We start from the raw sequence: 17387 nt of genomic DNA on the forward strand, positions 1-17387 counted from the left end.
GGTCATCGTTCGCGGTGGCGCGAAAGGGAGCCGATGACGAAGGCGCGCAGCGTTCGCGCCATCTCTGGCGTCAGATCGCCGACGGCACCGCGCGCCGCTTCCGGGACGTGGCTGTGGGTCTGATTGTCGGCCGAGAATACATAGTGGTCGAAAATCGCCTTCCACGGTTCGCGGCGCTCGGGTGGCAGGTGGCGGATGGCGAGCAGGGCGTGGATCAGGGCCTCAAAGGGCGACCCGGCGAGCGGCGGTCCGGCATCCCACCAGTAGTTGACCAGCACGTTCAGGACGTCGTGCGAGCGCACATGATGCCACCACAACGAAGGGATATAGAGGGCATCACCGGGCTCCAGGGTGACGCTCGATGCTGCTGCCTGGGCCTCGGCAAACCGGGGGAAGCGGTCGAGGTCGGGCTCCAGGGGATCGACCAGGCTAACCGGCTGGCCCGCGAGCGTGAACTCCAGCGGGCCCACATAGAGGTTGGATGTCTGCTCTGGCGGGAACAGGGTGAAGGTGCGTCTTCCGGCGACGACACAGGCGAGATTGTCTGACAGGTCGTAGTGAGTCTGCACCGTCACCGCATTGCCCAGCCACAGGCGCGGCACCGCATGGTCCGGTAGGCCGGTGGTCGTGTTGGCGGCTGTGAAGTCAGGAAGACTTCGTCCCATCGGGGCCGCACCCATATAGAGCGCCGGAGGAGAGGGGCTGTCCGCGACGGTGGCCAGTTGGTCCAGCAAGCCGGTGACGGTCGCGGGGCCGCGCGTGAAGTTGAAACCCTTCAGGTCCGGGCCATAGAAGAAACGGCCCCGGATATGGGGCGGTCCGCGAAAGGCTTCGGCCTGGGCACCTCTGTCCATGACCGCCAGATAGGCGGCGATCGCCGCAGGGCCCTGGCGGCCAGCCTGAACCGCAGGCCAGTCATTTGCCCAGCCGCGCAGGACTAGAGGACGAGCGGCCGCCAAGGCTTGAGCTAGGGCGTCAGGATCGGGTGCCAGGCATTCCTCGATCGACATAGGCGCGTCTCCACGGCGTCTTGACAGCGCTGTCTATATCCGGTCGTTCTCATTACCAAGCGACGGCCCATGGCAAGATCGCACGGGGGGTGACCATGGACCATGCGATGACAAGCCGACCGGCGATTCCAGGGGGCGACGTCCACAGTGGCCTGGGGGGCGGGTTCATGGGCATGATGGTTAGTACGGCCGTCGCAGTCGCGATGCCTGTCGTTTTGATCCGCCGCGTGGACTGAGCCATGGACCCGACCCAAGATCCCCGTATCAGGACCGTCGTCATCGTGGGGGGCGGCACTGCGGGCTGGATGACGGCGGCGGCCCTGGCTCGGCTGGTCGCGCCCGGTGGCGTCAAGGTAACCTTGGTCGAGTCGGCCGAAATCGGCACCGTGGGGGTGGGGGAATCGACCCTGCCGCATATCCGTGCCTTCAATGAGCGGCTCGGCATCGACGAGGCCGAGTTCATGAAGGCGACGCGCGCGACCTTCAAACTGGGCATCCAGTTCAATGACTGGGCGCGTCTGGGGGACAGTTACATCCATCCTTTCGGCGACTATGGCGCGCCGGGCGGTGAGGTGCCGTTTCACCACTATTGGCTGAAGGGATCGCGGACGGCCGATATCGGCCCGATCGACGACTATTCCCTGCCGGTCGTGGCGGCGCGCGAGGGGCGGTATGCGCCGCCGTCCGACGATGCGCGCTCGCTGATGTCCACCTATGGCTATGCCTATCAGCTGGATGCCAGCCTCTATGCGCGGTTCCTGAGGACGCGGGCCGAGGCGGGCGGGGTGACCCGGATCGAGGGCCGGATCGTCGATGTGACCCAGGACGGCACCAGCGGCGACATCCGTTCCGTCACCCTGGACCGTGGCGATGTGATCGAGGCGGACCTGTTCATCGACTGCTCGGGCTTTCGCGGCCTGCTGGTCGAACAGACCCTGAAATCGGGGTATCAGGACTGGTCCCACTGGCTGCCGTGCGACCGGGCGGTGGCTATGCCCTGCGCCAGCGATCAGCCGACCGTGCCCTATACCCGCGCGACGGCGCTGGAGGCCGGATGGCAGTTCCGCATTCCGCTGCAACACCGGGTCGGCAACGGCTATGTCTATTGCAGCAGCTTCGTCGACCAGGACGCCGCGACGGATCGCCTGATCGGGAGGCTGGAAGGGGAGCCCCTGAAGGAGCCCAACCACATCCGCTTCCAGGCCGGGCGGCGCACCCGCAACTGGGTCGGCAACTGTGTGTCGGTGGGGCTGTCCGGCGGCTTTATCGAACCGCTGGAATCGACCAGCATCTATCTGATCCAGATCGCCATCACCAAGCTGATCGAGCTGTGGCCCGACCGGCGGTCGGCCGCCACGGACGCCGAGGAATTCAATCGCCAGATGGATCTGGAGTTCGAGCGGATCCGCGATTTCATCATCCTGCACTATGCGGCGACCGAGCGGACCGACAGCCCCCTGTGGAACCACGTCCGCACCATGACCCTGCCCGACAGCCTGGCGGGCAAGATCGAACTGTTCCGCGAACGGGGCGTGGTGCAGGAGTATCGCGAGGGCCTGTTCCTGCATCCCAGCTGGATCGCCGTCTATCTGGGCCAGCGGGTCGTGCCGCGCCGGTATCACCCCCTGGCGGACCACCGGGCCGATAAAGACCTGGTCGCGGCGCTGCTGCGGCTTCGCGGGACGATCGCCCAGGCGGCGGGCCGTCTGCCGACACAGGACGCCTATATCGCCCGTCACTGCGCCTATGACAGGAGTGCGGCATGAGCGCCCCGCCGATCGACCACCCCGATCGTATCCGCAGCGTCGTCATCGTGGGCGGCGGCACCGCCGGCTGGATGACCGCAGCGGCGCTGGCCAAGATCCTGGGGCCCCGTTACGCCGACATTACCCTGATCGAGTCCGAAGAAATCGGCACGGTGGGCGTGGGCGAGGCGACCATTCCCCAGATCCGGCTGTTCAACGACATGCTGGGCCTGGATGAGAACGACTTCGTGCGCCGCACCCAGGGCAGTTTCAAACTCGGCATCGAATTCGTCGACTGGGGCAAGAAGGGCGATCGCTACATCCACCCGTTCGGCCGCTATGGGCTGGATATGGAAGGGGTGTCGTTCCACGCCTTCTACCTGAAGGCGCGGGCGGCGGGCGAAACCCATGATCTGGCGGACTATTCGCTGGAGGCGTCGGCGGCGCGGGCGGGCCGGTTCATGCGGGCGATCCAAGCGGGCAATTCTCCGCTGTCCAAGATCGCCTATGCCTTCCACTTCGATGCCGGTCTGTATGCGCGGTATCTGCGGGAATACTCCGAGGCGCGCGGCGTCGTGCGGTGCGAGGGCAAGGTCGCCGATGTCACGCTGCGTCCCGCCGACGGCTTCGTCGAGGCGGTGGTCATGGACGATGGCACGCGCATCGAGGCGGACCTGTTCATTGACTGCTCGGGGTTCAGGGGCCTGCTGATCGAACAGGCGCTGGGCACCGGCTATGACGACTGGTCGAAATGGCTGCCGTGCGATCGGGCCCTGGCCGTGCCGTGCGAAAGCGCCGGGCCGCCGACGCCCTTTACCCGCTCCACCGCTCGCACAGCCGGGTGGCAGTGGCGGATCCCGCTGCAGCACCGGATCGGCAACGGCTATGTCTATTCCAGCGGCTACATTTCGGACGAAGAGGCGGCGACGACCCTGCTGGCCAATCTCGACGGCAAGGCCCTGGCCGATCCCCGGCCTCTGAAGTTCGTGACCGGACGGCGGCGCAAGTTCTGGAACCGCAATGTGGTGGCCCTGGGCCTGGCGTCGGGCTTCATGGAGCCGCTGGAATCGACCAGCATCCATCTGGTTCAGGCCGGGATCGCCAAGCTGATGGTGATGTTCCCGGACCGCCGCTTCGCCTCTGCGGGGATCGATCGCTACAACCGGATTGTGGGCGAGGAATATGAGCGGATCCGGGATTTCCTGGTGCTGCACTACAATACGACGACGCGCGATGACTCGCCCTTCTGGGACTATGTGCGGACGATGGAAGTGCCGGACGGGCTGGCCGAGAAATATGCCCTGTATCGCGACAACGGCCGCATCTTCCGCGAGAACGACGAGCTGTTCAGCGACACCAGCTGGTTCGCGGTGATGGCGGGCCAGAACCTGTGGCCGGCCACCCATGATCCGGTCGCCGACGTCCTGAGCGATCAGGAGGTGGCACGGCGGCTGGGCAATATGCGCGGGGTCTATCGAACCTGTCTGGATCAGATGCCCAGCCATGCCGACTTCATCGCCGCACACTGCGCGGCGAACTGAGCCGGGGCGGGCGAAAAACGCCTGAGAAGGCTTGCACGGCCTGACCATAGCCCACATGGGTTAGGGGTCATGACCCAGTCTTCCGCCTCCTATGTCAGCACGCGCGGCCGTGCGCCCCAGGTCGATTTCGTCGAGGCCCTGCTGCGCGGCGTCGCCCCCGATGGTGGCCTCTATGCCCCGGTCGCCTGGCCCGAACTTTCGGCCGAGGCGATGGCATCCGGCGATGCGGCGACGACGGCGCGGGCGGTGCTGGCCCCCTTCGTGGGAGACGCGATCGCGTCCGCAGAGCTGGACCGGGCCACGCGCCGCCTGACCCAGGTGTTCGACCATCCTGCGACGACGCCTCTGGTCGAACTGGAGCCCGGCCTGTTCCTGCTGGAGCTGTTTCACGGGCCGACGGCGGCGTTCAAGGACTATGCGATGCAGATGGCCGCGGTCCTGGCCGATGCGGCCCTGGTGGCGGGGAACCAGCGGCTGCGTTTGGTCACGGCGACCAGTGGCGACACGGGGGCGGCGGCGGTGCGGGCCTTTGCCGGTGCCGAGCGGGTCGACCTGGTGGTGCTGCATCCGCTGGACCGGGTCTCGCCCGTTCAGCGTCGCCAGATGACGACCAGCGGCGCGGCCAATGTGCTGAACCTGGCCGTCCGCGGCGATTTCGACGACTGCCAGCGTTTGACCAAGGTGCTGCTGGCCGATGAATCCCTGCGCGAAGGGCGGCGCTTCAGCTCGGTCAATTCGATCAACTGGGCGCGGCTAGCCGGACAGATCCCTTACTATGTCACGACGGCTAGGGCGCTGGGCGCAGCGGCGGCCCAGGCGCGCTATGTCGTGCCGACGGGTAATTTCGGCGATGCCTTTGCCGGCTGGGCGGCACGGCGGATGGGCTTGCCGATGGGGGGGCTGGTTGCAGCGACCAACCGCAACGATGCCCTGGTCCGGGCGCTGGAGACCGGCGTCTATACTCGGTCAGCGGCGGTCAGCACGGCCAGTGTCAGCATGGACGTTAACGCGCCAAGCAACTTCGAGCGTCTGATATATGAGGCCTCGGGACGCGATGCAGACCTGACGCGTGGCCTGTTCGCCGAGTTCGCGCGCGACGGCCGGGCCAGCCTGCCCGCCGACCTTCACGCCGCCCTGCGCTACGAAGTCAGTGCCGTGGCCGTGGACGAGGCGACGACGCGCGCCGAGATCGCCCATGCCCATGCCGCCTGGGGCCAGGTCGTCTGTCCCCACACCGCCGTTGCTCTGTCCGCTGCGCGAGGCCTGAACCGGTCGGAGGGGCCCGTCGTCGCCCTGTCCACCGCCCACCCGGCCAAGTTCGGCACCGTGGTTTCGGAAGTGCTGGGCTTCGAGCCTGATGCCCCGCCTGCGCTGCGCGGCCTGGAGGATCGGGTGGAGCAATATCAGATCATCGACGCCGACCCGGCGGCCGCAAAGGCGGCGATGGCGGGATTGGGGTGAAGGGTCTCCTCCCTGTCGCCACTTGGCGATGGGGAGGTGGCGCGGCGCTTGCGCCGTGACGGAGGGGGCACCTCACCCCGAAATCAATGCCGTCCCAAGGCCCCCTCCACCGCTCCGCGGTCCCCCTCCCCATCGCCAAGGCGATAGGGAGGAAACACAATCACCCCCGCTCCCAAACCCCGATGCGCCGGAAGAAGGGCTGCGGGTCCTTGGGCGTGACCAGCCAGGCGGGGTCGTGGTGCAGGCGGTCGTGCAGGCGGGTGAGGGTGAACCGCAAGGCCGAGGCCGCGCCGAGGGCGGGCAGGGCAGCCGTCTCTGCGGGCATCAGGGGACGTACGGTGTTGTAACCGTCCAGGAAGGCGGCATGGGCGATGTCGTCGCGCGCGCCGACCGCGTCGAAGGTCCAGGCGTTCAGGGCGGTCGCCAAATCCCAGGCCAGGGGACCGGTGCAGCCGAAATAGAAGTCGATCACCCCGCTGACCGCACCGCCGGAAAACAGGACATTGTCGGGGAAATAGTCGGCGTGGATCGGCCCTGAAGGCAGGCCTCCGGTCCGCAGCGCAAGGGCGCGATCCAGTATGGGGCGCAGGGCCAGGGTCATGGCCCGGTCGGGGTTGTCGGCGGCCAGATCAGCAGTCGCGGCTTCACACCGCGCCAGTAATGAGACCCAGGCGTCTGGTCCCATCGGATCGGGGCGTGTCGCGGTATAGTCGGCGGCGGCCAGATGCAGCCGGGCCAAAGCAGCACCCGCCGTGCGGTGATCGGCGGGCGTGGGATGCAGCAGGCCGTGCCCCTCCACCCAGTCGACGACGGCGGCCGATCGTCCGTTCAACCGGCCGAGGCGACGGCCCTGACTGTCCCGCTCCACCCGCGCGGCCGGATAGTCACGTCCGGCCAGATGATCGGTCAGGCCCAGGCAGAACCGCAGATCGTCATCGTCCGGCGCGCCCTCAAACAGGGTCAGGACCTTGCGGCCCGCGCCGGTTTCCAGGCGGAAATTGGTGTTCTGGACCCCTTCGGCGATCGGGGCGATGGCGGTGAGCCCCCCCAGGTCATAGCCGTCGATGAAGGCGCGGGCTTCGTCCGGCGAAACGGGCGTGAAGACCGCCATCAAATACGCAGGCGCAGGATGTCGCCGACGTCGGCCAGCACGCTCTCGGTCGTGGGCCAGCGCCCGGCACCCCGTCCGCGACAGCGCCAGACCCGTCCATCCTCGCCATAAACCTTCAAGGCGTTGCGCTCCCCGTTCAGATCCAGGAACAGCGCATCGGACGGGTCGGCGTCAAGGCCGACGCGGGCCGACAGAGCCTCTCCATCGCGGCGGCAGACGCTGATCTGGCGCACCGGCCCGGCGGGCACCAAGTCGGGGCCGAGGACGTCGCGGGCAATGGCTTCCGCTTCCGGCGCGGCACCGAAGGCCTCAAACGCCAGCAGGCGCACCTTGGCGGCGGCGTCCAGCCCTTCCAGATCGGAGGACGAATCCTCCTCGGCAAAGCCTGCGCGCTTGGCCGCGTCCAGGGCGGCGTCGAAGCCATCACCTTGGGAAAGCCGGTCCAGCATGAAGTTGACCGTGCCGTTCAGCACCGCCTCGAACCCGGCGACGGGTCCGGCGGCGCGGGCGCGGCGCAGGGTCTCGATCATCGGTGAGCCGCCGCCCACCGCCGCCGAATACAGAAGTCGGGCATCGTGATCGCGGGCCTGCTGATGCAGGGCGGCGACATCCAGGCTGATGGCCTGTTTGTTGGCGCTGACCACGTCCACGCCCGACGAAAGGGCCTTCAGGATCAAAGCATGACCCGCCGATCCGTCCGACAGCGCCTCGACCAGCAGATGCGGCTTCAGCGCCAGCAGGGCGTCGGCGTCCTGGGTCAGCAAGGCGGGATCGACGGCCACATCGCGCGGTTTGTTCACGTCACGCACCAGCACGCCGACGACATCCACGTCCGGGTTGGCCAGAAGCCGGGCGATGACCCCGCCGCCGACAACGCCAAAGCCGGCCACGGCGACGGTCAGCTTGCGCCGTTTCGTGACGGGTACAGGAGCTTCGCCGCGATCGCCGATCACCGTCTCGGCGGCACGGCCCAGGGCTGCGACCTCGATCTCGACGCCGCGCGCGCGGGCCGTTTCGACAGCATTGGGTTGCACCAGGACGCCGCCCATCTCGATCGCATCGTCCCAGGATGCCTTGCTGAAGCGCAGCACGGGGCGCGAGCCGTCGGCGGGGTCGTGGTCGTAGAGGCCATCGACATCCTTCAGCAGGCGCACACGGTCCAGGCCCAGCTCTGCCGCCAGATAGACGGCCGTCAGGTCAGAGCCGCCGCGGCCCAGAAGGGAGACGCGGCCGGAGGCGTCCACAGCGCCAAAGCCAGGCACCACCACCACCTCATGGGCGGCCAACGCCTCGCGGAGTCGCCCGTCGTTCAAGGCCACGGGATGGGCGGAATGGGACGGACCGGCGGCGACGATGCCCAGTTCGCGCACCGTCAGGGCGACGACCGACAGGCCTGCGCGGTCACAGGCCACGGCGGTCAGGGCCGCGCTGCGCACCTCGCCCAGCGAGACATAGGCCGGAGCCAGGTCGTTCTCGTGCGGGGCCCCCAGGAACCGGGCCTCGGCCAGCAGGCGGTCGGTTTCCCCGGCGAAGGCGGAAACGACGGCGACAACCTTCTGGCCATGGCGGACATGGCGATAGATCTCAGACACCACGGCGGGGATTTCGGCCGGGCTGTGCAGCAGCGAGCCGCCGAACTTCAGCACCACGACGGGGGCGAGGGCAGGGTGGCTCACGGCGCTGGGGCTCCGGTCTGAGGCGGAGGCCGCAAGGGGGTCTGCGAGAGAGTGGCTGTCGAGGAGGGCGAGGGGCATGGCGGGTCTCTTTGAAGCATTAAAAAACCCGCCCGGAGGATCCGGGCGGGGTGGGTCTTGGCAAAAACCTGTCTGGTCTGTGCGCTAGCCGGTCCCCACCCGATCGGGCGTGGTGGTGGTCATGGTGATGGTGGTCATGCCGATAATGGCCGAACCGCCCATGGTCATACCCAGGCCGCCGGTCATGGCTCCGCCGGTCCGCACGATGGCGGCGTCCTGGCAGAGGCTGATCGAGTAGGCGAGGGACAAGGGGTTCGGGTCCGGTGGCTGTAACGATTGAAAGGGTGAACGCGGCGGGCGGGTCTGGTCAAGTCCTGAGTGGAAAAATGCGTCTTCTTCGTCGTTGCGATACAAAAACGCCGCGCCGGGCTTGGCGGTTTATACTCTGCGCAAGAACCAACCGCCATGGCCTCACGCCCAGTGCATCTGCACCCGATGGGCCGAGGCCCAATGGATGGCCTTGATGGCATCGATGACGGCATTGGCGGCGGCGCGAGTGCCCAAGGCCCCGCCCAGGTCGGCTGTGGTGGCCCCGGCGGCCAGGACGGCGGCGACGGCGGCCTCGATCGAATCCGCCTCGTCCTCCAGCTTCAGGCTGTGCCGCAGCAGCAGGGCTGCCGATAGGATGGTGCCGACCGGATTGGCCAGATCCTGACCGGCGATGTCGGGGGCCGATCCGTGGATAGGCTCGAACAGGCCGGGGCCGACCGAGCCCAGCGAGGCGGAGGGCAGCAGGCCGATCGACCCGCCCAGCACCGAAATCTCGTCCGACAGGATGTCACCGAACATGTTCTCGGTCAGGATGACGTCATAGTCGCGCGGCTTTCTGATCAGATGCATGGCCATGGAATCGACCAGGGCATGCTCCAGCTGCACCTGCGGGAACTCCTGCGCATGGATGCGGGTGACGACCTCGCGCCACAGGCGGCTGGTCTCCATGACATTGGCCTTGTCGACCGAGGTGACCTTGCCCCGCCGCTGCAGGGCGGTCTGGAAGGCGGCGCGGGCGACGCGCTCAATCTCCTCGACCGTATAGATGCACAGGTCCGAGGCCATGGTGTCGGTGCGGGTCTTCTCGCCGAAATAGACGCCGCCGGTCAGCTCGCGGAAGACGATCAGATCGACCCCCTCGACGATCTCCTTTTTCAGCGGAGACCGATGCGCCAGAACGGGCGAGACCTGCAGCGGGCGCAGGTTGGCGAACAGACCCATGGCCTTGCGGATGTTCAGCAGGCCTTCTTCGGGGCGACGCTTGCCGCCGTCCCATTTGGGACCCCCAACCGCGCCCAGCAGGACGGCGTCGGCAGCGACACAGGCCGCGCGGGTTTCCTCGGGCAGGGGATCGCCCGTTGCGTCAATGGCTGCCCCTCCGATCAGGTGTTCGCTGAAGTTGAAGGTATGGCCGTAGAAGTCGCCGATCACGCGCAGCACGCCGACGGCCGCCTCGGCGACCTCCGGCCCCACGCCGTCGCCGGGCAGGACGACGATGTTGTATGTGCGGGCTTTGGACATCAGGCGGGCTCCGACTGGATTGAGCGTTCGTAGGTTTCGATGGCGGGCATGTGTTTCTGCAGCCAGCCCAGGGTGTCGACGCCGTCCAGCAGACACTGACGGGCGAAGGCCTCGACGGCGAAGGATACCGGCGTGTGGTTGCCCCGGCGCAGGGTTCCGGCCTCCAGGTCGATGGTGACCGGCTGATCGGGATGGGCGGCCAGATCGTCCCAGGTCGCCTGATCGACAACCACGGGCAAAAGGCCGTTCTTCAAGGCATTGGACGTAAAGATGTCGGCGATCTCGGTCGAGATGACGGCGCGAAAGCCATAGTCCAGCAGGGCCCAGGGCGCGTGCTCGCGCGATGAGCCGCAGCCGAAATTCGCGCCCGCCAGCAGGATGCGCTGCTCGGCAGGATCGATCCGGTTCAGCACCGCCTCGGGCCGGGCCGAACCGTCGGATTCGTAACGCCAGTCATAGAAGGCAAGCTTGCCCAGGCCCTCGCGGCTGGTGGTGGTCAGGAACCGCGCCGGGATGATCTGGTCGGTGTCGATGTTGGTCTGGCTGAGCAGCAGGGTGCGGGAGGTCAGCACCTTGAAAGGTTCAGACATTTTGCACTCCTACCGTCTCGCGCGCGACGCTCGACTGCTTGAGGTTGGCGCTCTCCCCCAGAAAGACGCGTGGATCGGTCAGGACCCCGGCAATGGCGCTGGCGGCGGCGGTGGCCGGGCTGGCCAGGATGGTGCGGGCCCCCTTGCCCTGGCGTCCCTCGAAATTTCGGTTCGAGGTCGAGACGGCGAGTTGGCCCGGCAGGACGAAGTCGCCGTTCATGGCGATACACATCGAACATCCCGGAATGCGCCATTCGGCCCCGGCGGCGATGAAGACCTCATGCAAACCTTCCGCCTCCGCATCGCGGCGGACGGCCTCGGATCCCGGCACGACCAGCATCCGCAGGCCCGGCTTGACCTTGTGGCCCTTCAGGACGTCGGCGGCGGCGCGCAGGTCCGGCAGGCGGCCGTTGGTGCAGCTGCCGATGAAGACCACGTCCACGGCCTGGGTCGTGGTCGTCTCTCCGGGGGTGAAACCCATATAGGCCAGGGCTTTGCGGTCGCTGTCCGAGGCCGGTTCGGGCACGCGCGATCCGATCGGCGACCCGGCGTCGGGAGTGGTGCCCCAGGTCGCCATGGGCCGGATGGCCGCGCCGTCCAGCCGGACCTCCTGATCAAAGACCGCGCCCTCGTCGCTGGCCAGGGTCAGCCAGTCGGCAGCGATGGCGTCGAACGCCGCGCCCTGCGGCACATGGCGACGCCCGCGCAGCCAGGCGACGGTCTTGTCGTCCGGGGCGATCATGCCGGCACGGGCTCCGGCTTCGATCGACATGTTGCACAGGGTCATGCGCCCTTCCATGTCCAGGCCGCGCACGGCCTCGCCCGCATATTCGATGACGAAGCCGGTGCCGCCGCCGAAGCCCAGGGCGGCGATGACGGCCAGGGCGACGTCCTTGCCCGACACACCGGGCTGCAAGGTACCGTCGATGGTCACGCGCATGGCCTTGGACTTGCGCTGCAACAGGCACTGGGTGGCCAGGACGTGACCGACTTCTGATGTGCCGATGCCAAAGGCCAGAGCCCCGAAGGCCCCGTGGGTGGCCGTATGACTGTCACCGCAGACCACGGTCATGCCGGGCTGGGTCAGGCCCAGTTCCGGCCCCATGACATGGACGACGCCACGATCCTGGCTGTCCCACCCGGCCAGGGTGATGCCATGACGGGCGCAGTTCTGTTCCAGCCGGTGCACCTGGGCCTCGGCTTCCGGCGTGACATAGGGCTTCAGCCCGTTGAGACCGGCAGGCAGGGTCGGGGTCGAATGGTCCAGGGTCGCAAAGGTGCGGTCGGGACGGCGGACCTTCAGGCCACGCGCCTCGATATCGCTGAAGGCCTGGGGGCTGGTGACTTCATGCACCAGATGCAGGTCGATGTAGAGAACGCCGGGCGTCTCTGCCGTTTCGGGCACGACGACGTGGCGGTCCCAGACCTTGTCGAACAGGGTGCGGGGGGTGTCATGCATATTCAGGCTCCCGGGCGTTGACCGCCTCTATCGATTCCAGCCAGCCGAAGCGGTCAGGCGTCGTGCCGTCGAACAGGCCCCGGAAGGCGGCATTGATAGCCTGGGTCACCGAGCCTGGACCATTGGCGCGGGTGGCGATGCCGTCGATGGAGCGGACGGGGGTGATCTCGGCCGCCGTGCCGGTCATGAAGACCTCGTCGGCGACGTACAGGGCTTCGCGCGGCAGGGTCTGTTCCACGACCTCGATCCCCTGGGCGCGGGCCAGGCGGATGACGCTGTCGCGGGTGATGCCCATCAGAATGGAGGAGGCGGCCGACGGGGTCAGGATGCGGCCATCCTTGACCACGAACAGGTTCTCGCCCGCACCTTCGGACAGACGCCCGTCCGTGCCCAGGGCGATGCCTTCGCCAAAGCCGCCGACGCGGGCCTCACGCCCGATCAGATAGGAGGACAGATAGTTGCCGCCCGCCTTGGCTCCCGACGGCACCGTGTTCGGCGCGATCCGCGACCAGGACGAGACGCAGGCGTCGACGCCGTTCTTCAGAGCGTCGTCGCCCAGATAGGCCCCCCACGGAAAGGCGGCGATGGCGATATCGACGTTCATGTTCTCGGGCTGGGGCGTCACGCCCATGCCGCAGGCCCCCAGGAAGGCGATGGGGCGGATATAGGCCGACCTGAAGCCGTTCTCGCGCACCACCGTCTTGCAGGCCGCGACCAGCTCGGCCTCGGTATAGGGCAGGGGGAAGTGATACATCCGGGCGCTGTCGAACAGGCGGCGGACGTGGTCGGTCAGGCGAAAGCCGCGCGGGCCGTCCGGCGTCTCATAGACCCGGATGCCCTCGAAGACGGAGGTGCCATAGTGCAGGGCATGGCTGAGGACATGGATCTTCGCCTCAGCCCAGGGCGTCATCTCGCCATTGACCCAGATGGTGTCAGCCAGCGGCCGCATAGGCGATCTCCTGATAGGGGGCCTGGGCCGGGCGGGTGGTCTCGACGATGGCCAGCAGTTCGGCGTCGTTGATCTCGCCGATCTGGTCGGCGCGGGTCTTGAAGGCGGCAAAGGCCTCGGTCAGGTGGGTGCCGACCAGCGGGTGTCCCAGGACCTCTGCCCGCTTGGCCACCGCATGGCGGCCCGAATGCTTGCCCAGGACGAAGAAGCTGCCCTCAAAGCCGACGTCCTGGGGCCGCATGATCTCGTAGGTGCGCGCGTCGTTGAACATGCCGTGCTGGTGGATGCCCGCCTCGTGCGCAAAGGCATTGATGCCGACGATGGCCTTGTTGCGGACCACGGGGGTGTGGGTGATCTCGCTCAGCAGACGGCTGCAGCTCAACAGCTTGGTCGTGTCGATGCCGGTCGAGATACCGAAACGATCACCGCGGACCCGCAGGGCCATGACGACCTCTTCCAGCGAGGCATTGCCGGCGCGTTCGCCGATGCCGTTGATGGTGCATTCCACCTGACGCACGCCGTTCTCGACCGCTGCCAGGGTATTGGCGACGGCCAGGCCCAGGTCGTTGTGGCAGTGGGCCGAGAAGATCACATCGGGAAAGCGCGGGCGGATGCGCTCGGCCAGATAGCGATACAGGCTGCCGATCTCGTCGGGAGTCGTATAGCCGACCGTATCGGGCACGTTCAGAGTGGTAGCTCCGGCCTGGGCCACCGCTTCCAGCACATCGGCCAGATATTCCGGCTCGGTGCGGATGGCGTCTTCAGGGCTGAACTCGACATCGTCGAACCGGGTGCGAGCGTATTCGACAGCGCGAACGGCGGCGGCCATGACCTGATCCTTGGTCATCTGCAGCTTGGCCGAGCGGTGGATCGGACTGGTGCCCAGGAAGATGTGGATGCGGCGGCGTGGCGTTCCGCGAAGGGCGCGCCAGGCGGCATCGACGTCGTTCTCGGTGGCGCGCGACAGAGAGCAGAAGACCGGGCCGCTGTCGTCCTCGGCGATCTCGCCCACGACGGCACGGATACAGTCCTCGTCGCCCGGAGAGGCGGCGGCGAAGCCGGCCTCCATGACATCGACGCCCAGCTTCTTCAGCGCGCGGCCCATTCGGACCTTGTCGGCCGGCGACATGGAAAAGCCGGGGGCCTGTTCGCCGTCGCGCATGGTGGTGTCGAAGACGATGACCCGGTTCGGGTCCCTGGTGCCCGATACGGCAGGTTCGCTGAAGCCGGTCATGCTGCGGCCTCGTTATGGAACGGCGCCACATAGGGCTGAGGGGCGAAGGTCACGCGCCGGGCCCCGATCAGCTTGTCGATCTGCCGTCCCAGGTTTTCGGTGCAGCGTCCGGCGTCGCGGCCGCGGACCTTGATCTGGACCCGGCGGCTGGCCCCTTCGTCGGCCATCGACAGGCCGTCGATATGAAAGCCCCGGCGCTCCACCAGGCCGATCAGGCGCTGCAGGGAGCCATCGGCCCGGTCGATCTGGATGTGGATGGTGTCGCTCATCACATGTCGCCTTCAAATCGTGTGTCGCCGTGCATCATTTCGGCGTTGTTCTTGCCTGGCGGCACCAGCGGCCAGACGTTCTCCTTCGGATCGATCAGGACATGCGCGAGGCAGGGCCCGGGCGCGGCCAGCAGGCGCGCGATCCCGGCGGTGACCTCCTCGCGCCGGCTAATTCGGAAGGCCTCGATGCCGAAAGCCTGGGCCACGGCGACGAAGTCGGGATTGTCCGAAAGGTCGACCTCGGAATAATTCTCTTCGAAGAAGAGCTCCTGCCACTGTCGCACCAGACCCAGGCTGGAGTTGTCCAGGAGGACGATCTTCAACGCGACGCCATAGCGGCGCAGGGTGGCCAGCTCCTGGATGTTCATCATGAAGCTGCCGTCGCCCGAGACGGTCACGACATGGGCATCGGGGCAGGCCAGCTTGGCCCCCAGACCGGCGGGCAGGCCATAGCCCATGGCGCCCAGGCCGCCCGACGTCAGATGGGCCTCGGGCCGGGCAAAGGCACAGTGCTGGGCGACCCACATCTGATGCTGGCCGACGTCGCAGGCTGCGATGAAGGTGTCGCCCGCCGCATGGGACAGTTCGTTCAGCAGGGCGGGCGCATAGACGCCTTGGCCCGGCGCGTCATAGCGGAAGGCATGGCGGGCAGCGCTGTCGATACAGCGTGCTGCCCACGGCTGGATCGCCAGCGGGCCAGGGTTCAGCGCCTCGATCCCCGCCTTCAGGTCACCGATGACCGCCACATGTGTGGTGCGCAGCTTGCCGATTTCGGCCGGGTCGATGTCGAAATGGATGACCTTCGCGTGGGGGGCGAACTCGTTCAGCTTGCCGGTCGCGCGATCGTCGAAGCGGGCGCCCAGCACGATCAGCAGGTCGCTTTCCTGCACCGCCTCATTGGCTGCGCGGGTGCCGTGCATGCCCAGCATGCCCAGATATCCCGTGGCATCGGTGCGAACCGAGCCCAGGGCGTTCAGGGTCGAGACGACCGGGATGCCGGTCCGTTCGGCCAGGGCACGCAGGGCGGTGGTCGCGCCGGCGATCTTGACCCCACCGCCGACATACAGCAGCGGGCGCGTTGCCTGACGGATCATGGCCTCGGCGGCGGCGATGGCCGCATGGTCCAGGTCCGGCGTCTCGTTCGGAATGTGGAAGCCGTAATCCTCGCCCGTCATGCCGACCTGGACGTCCTTGGGCAGGTCGACCAGGACCGGGCCGGGCCTGCCGGAGCGGGCGACGTGGAAGGCCTCTTCGATCACCGCAGGGATGTCGGCCGGATCGCGGACGATCCACGAATGCTTCACGATCGGCAGGGTGACGCCCAGGATGTCGATCTCCTGGAAGGCGTCCGTGCCCATGACGGCGGTCGAGACATTGCCGGTGATGCAGACCATCGGCACCGAATCCATCATGGCATTGGCAATGCCCGTGATCAGATTGGTGGCCCCCGGCCCAGAGGTCGCCATGCAGACCCCGACCTTGCCCGTGGCGCGGGCATAGGCGTCGGCGGCGAAGGCGGCCCCCTGTTCGTGGCGAACCAGGATGTGCTTCAGACCCGATCCGGTCAGGGCGTCATAGACCGGCATGATGGCACCGCCGGGATAGCCGAACACCACCTCGACCCCCAGCCGTTCCAGGGTCGAGACGAGCAGGCGCGCACCGCTGCGGGGTGCGGTCTGCGTGGCGTCTTTCAGGGCGGGCGCGGCGGCGGCCATCATCTTACTCTGCGTTCCGTCGGGTTCAGGCGGCTTCGGCCGTCTTGGGGGCATGCAGCCAGGCCATGCGCTCGCGCAGGGACGCGCCCACGATCTCGATCGGGTGCTCGCTGTCGGCCTTGACCAGGGCGTCGTAGGCGGGCTTGCCGGCCTCGTTTTCGGCGATCCATTCGCGGGCGAACTGGCCCGACTGGATCTCGGACAGGATTTCCTTCATCCGCTCGCGCGTCTCGCCATTGATGACGCGCGGGCCCGAGACGACCGAGCCCCATTTGGCGGTTTCCGAGATGAACTCGTTCATCTTGGTGACGCCGCCTTCGTAGAACAGGTCCACGATCAGCTTCAGCTCGTGCATACATTCGAAGTAGGCGATCTCGGGCTGGTAGCCGGCCTCGACCAGGGTGGTGAAGCCGCCCATCACCAGCTCCTTGGCCCCGCCGCACAGGACCGCCTGTTCTCCGAACAGATCGGTCTCGGTCTCTTCCTTGAAGGAGGTTTCCAGCAGGCCGCCGGTCGCGCCGCCGATGCCCTTGGCATAGCCCATGGCCCGGTCGCGGGCCTTGCCGGTGGTGTCTTTCTCGATGGCGAACAGGGCGGGCACCCCGCGGCCGCGGGCATATTCGCGGCGGACCAGATCGCCCGGACCCTTGGGCGCGACCAGGATCACGTCCATGTCCTCGCGCGGCGTGATCCGCCCGTACAGGATCGAGAAGCCGTGGGCGAACAGGATGGCCGCGCCTGGCTTGGCATTGGGCTCGATGACAGTCTTGTAGATCTCGGCCTGGGCCATGTCCGGCGTCAGGATGGCGATGATGTCGGCCCCCTGGACAGCCTCGGCCGGTTCTGCCGTCGGAACGCCGTCGCTGGTGGCGTGCTTCCAGCCCTTGCCGCCGTGGCGAACGCCCACGATCACGTCGTGGCCCGAGTCCTTCAGGTTCTGGGCATGGGCGCGGCCCTGGGAGCCATAGCCGATGACGGCGATGCGCTGGCCGGCGATGACGCCGGGACGAATGTCGTCGTTGGTGTAGATTTCCATG

At 67.4% G+C, this 17387-nt stretch carries 15 protein-coding genes; 3 read left to right on the top strand and 12 right to left on the bottom strand.

What is annotated here, in order from left to right:
• Positions 1-2: 2 nt before the first annotated feature.
• Entirely contained in the window at positions 3-1010 is a 1008-nt protein-coding gene (locus tag JIP62_RS13915) for a cupin-like domain-containing protein (protein WP_201102741.1), read from the bottom strand.
• A 239-nt stretch (positions 1011-1249) separates the two neighbouring features.
• On the opposite strand from JIP62_RS13915, the gene JIP62_RS13920 reads away from it, so the two are divergent.
• The 3 genes from JIP62_RS13920 to thrC all read left to right on the top strand — a co-directional run bounded on the left by JIP62_RS13920 (position 1250) and on the right by thrC (position 5757).
• Positions 1250-2776, top strand: a complete 1527-nt coding sequence (locus tag JIP62_RS13920; protein WP_201102742.1) for a tryptophan halogenase family protein — start codon at positions 1250-1252, stop codon at positions 2774-2776.
• Positions 2773-4296 (top strand): tryptophan halogenase family protein, encoded by a 1524-nt coding sequence (locus tag JIP62_RS13925; RefSeq protein ID WP_201102743.1) that lies wholly within the window; start codon positions 2773-2775, stop codon positions 4294-4296. The genes JIP62_RS13920 and JIP62_RS13925 overlap by 4 nt, the downstream gene beginning before the upstream one ends.
• 69 nt (positions 4297-4365) lie before the next feature.
• Positions 4366-5757, top strand: coding sequence for a threonine synthase (thrC, locus tag JIP62_RS13930; RefSeq protein ID WP_201102744.1), 1392 nt, complete (start codon positions 4366-4368; stop codon positions 5755-5757).
• Positions 5758-5917: 160 nt separating this feature from the next.
• Here thrC and thrB read toward each other — a convergent pair whose 3' ends face one another.
• The 11 genes from thrB to ilvC all read right to left on the bottom strand — a co-directional run bounded on the left by thrB (position 5918) and on the right by ilvC (position 17386).
• Positions 5918-6868 (bottom strand): homoserine kinase, encoded by a 951-nt coding sequence (thrB, locus tag JIP62_RS13935; protein ID WP_201102745.1) that lies wholly within the window; start codon positions 6866-6868, stop codon positions 5918-5920.
• Positions 6868-8544: an amino acid kinase family protein gene (locus JIP62_RS13940; protein WP_230974771.1), complete on the bottom strand. Its 1677-nt coding sequence runs from the start codon at positions 8542-8544 to the stop codon at positions 6868-6870. Before JIP62_RS13940 ends, thrB begins: the two co-directional genes overlap by 1 nt.
• A gap of 162 nt (positions 8545-8706) precedes the next feature.
• Positions 8707-8871 (bottom strand): hypothetical protein, encoded by a 165-nt coding sequence (locus JIP62_RS13945; protein WP_201102747.1) that lies wholly within the window; start codon positions 8869-8871, stop codon positions 8707-8709.
• A 162-nt stretch (positions 8872-9033) separates the two neighbouring features.
• On the bottom strand, positions 9034-10134 hold the full coding sequence (gene leuB, locus JIP62_RS13950; RefSeq protein ID WP_201102748.1) for a 3-isopropylmalate dehydrogenase: 1101 nt from the start codon (positions 10132-10134) through the stop codon (positions 9034-9036).
• A complete protein-coding gene (gene leuD, locus JIP62_RS13955) occupies positions 10134-10724 on the bottom strand; it encodes a 3-isopropylmalate dehydratase small subunit (protein WP_201102749.1) in 591 nt (196 codons plus the stop codon). Before leuD ends, leuB begins: the two co-directional genes overlap by 1 nt.
• Positions 10717-12183: a 3-isopropylmalate dehydratase large subunit gene (gene leuC, locus JIP62_RS13960; RefSeq protein WP_201102750.1), complete on the bottom strand. Its 1467-nt coding sequence runs from the start codon at positions 12181-12183 to the stop codon at positions 10717-10719. Before leuC ends, leuD begins: the two co-directional genes overlap by 8 nt.
• Positions 12176-13132 carry a branched-chain amino acid transaminase gene (locus JIP62_RS13965; protein WP_201102751.1) on the bottom strand — a complete coding sequence of 319 codons (957 nt, stop codon included), beginning with the start codon at positions 13130-13132 and terminating at the stop codon, positions 12176-12178. Before JIP62_RS13965 ends, leuC begins: the two co-directional genes overlap by 8 nt.
• Positions 13116-14366 (bottom strand): 2-isopropylmalate synthase, encoded by a 1251-nt coding sequence (locus JIP62_RS13970; protein ID WP_201102752.1) that lies wholly within the window; start codon positions 14364-14366, stop codon positions 13116-13118. The genes JIP62_RS13965 and JIP62_RS13970 overlap by 17 nt, the downstream gene beginning before the upstream one ends.
• Entirely contained in the window at positions 14363-14635 is a 273-nt protein-coding gene (locus tag JIP62_RS13975) for an ACT domain-containing protein (protein WP_201102753.1), read from the bottom strand. The genes JIP62_RS13970 and JIP62_RS13975 overlap by 4 nt, the downstream gene beginning before the upstream one ends.
• Complete coding sequence (ilvG, locus tag JIP62_RS13980; protein ID WP_201104786.1) at positions 14635-16350, bottom strand: acetolactate synthase 2 catalytic subunit; 1716 nt, start codon at positions 16348-16350, stop codon at positions 14635-14637. The genes JIP62_RS13975 and ilvG overlap by 1 nt, the downstream gene beginning before the upstream one ends.
• 25 nt (positions 16351-16375) lie before the next feature.
• Positions 16376-17386 (bottom strand): ketol-acid reductoisomerase, encoded by a 1011-nt coding sequence (ilvC, locus tag JIP62_RS13985; protein WP_201102754.1) that lies wholly within the window; start codon positions 17384-17386, stop codon positions 16376-16378.
• Position 17387 lies beyond the last annotated feature (1 nt).

Source organism: Brevundimonas vitisensis, from assembly GCF_016656965.1.
Taxonomy (GTDB): domain Bacteria; phylum Pseudomonadota; class Alphaproteobacteria; order Caulobacterales; family Caulobacteraceae; genus Brevundimonas; species Brevundimonas vitisensis.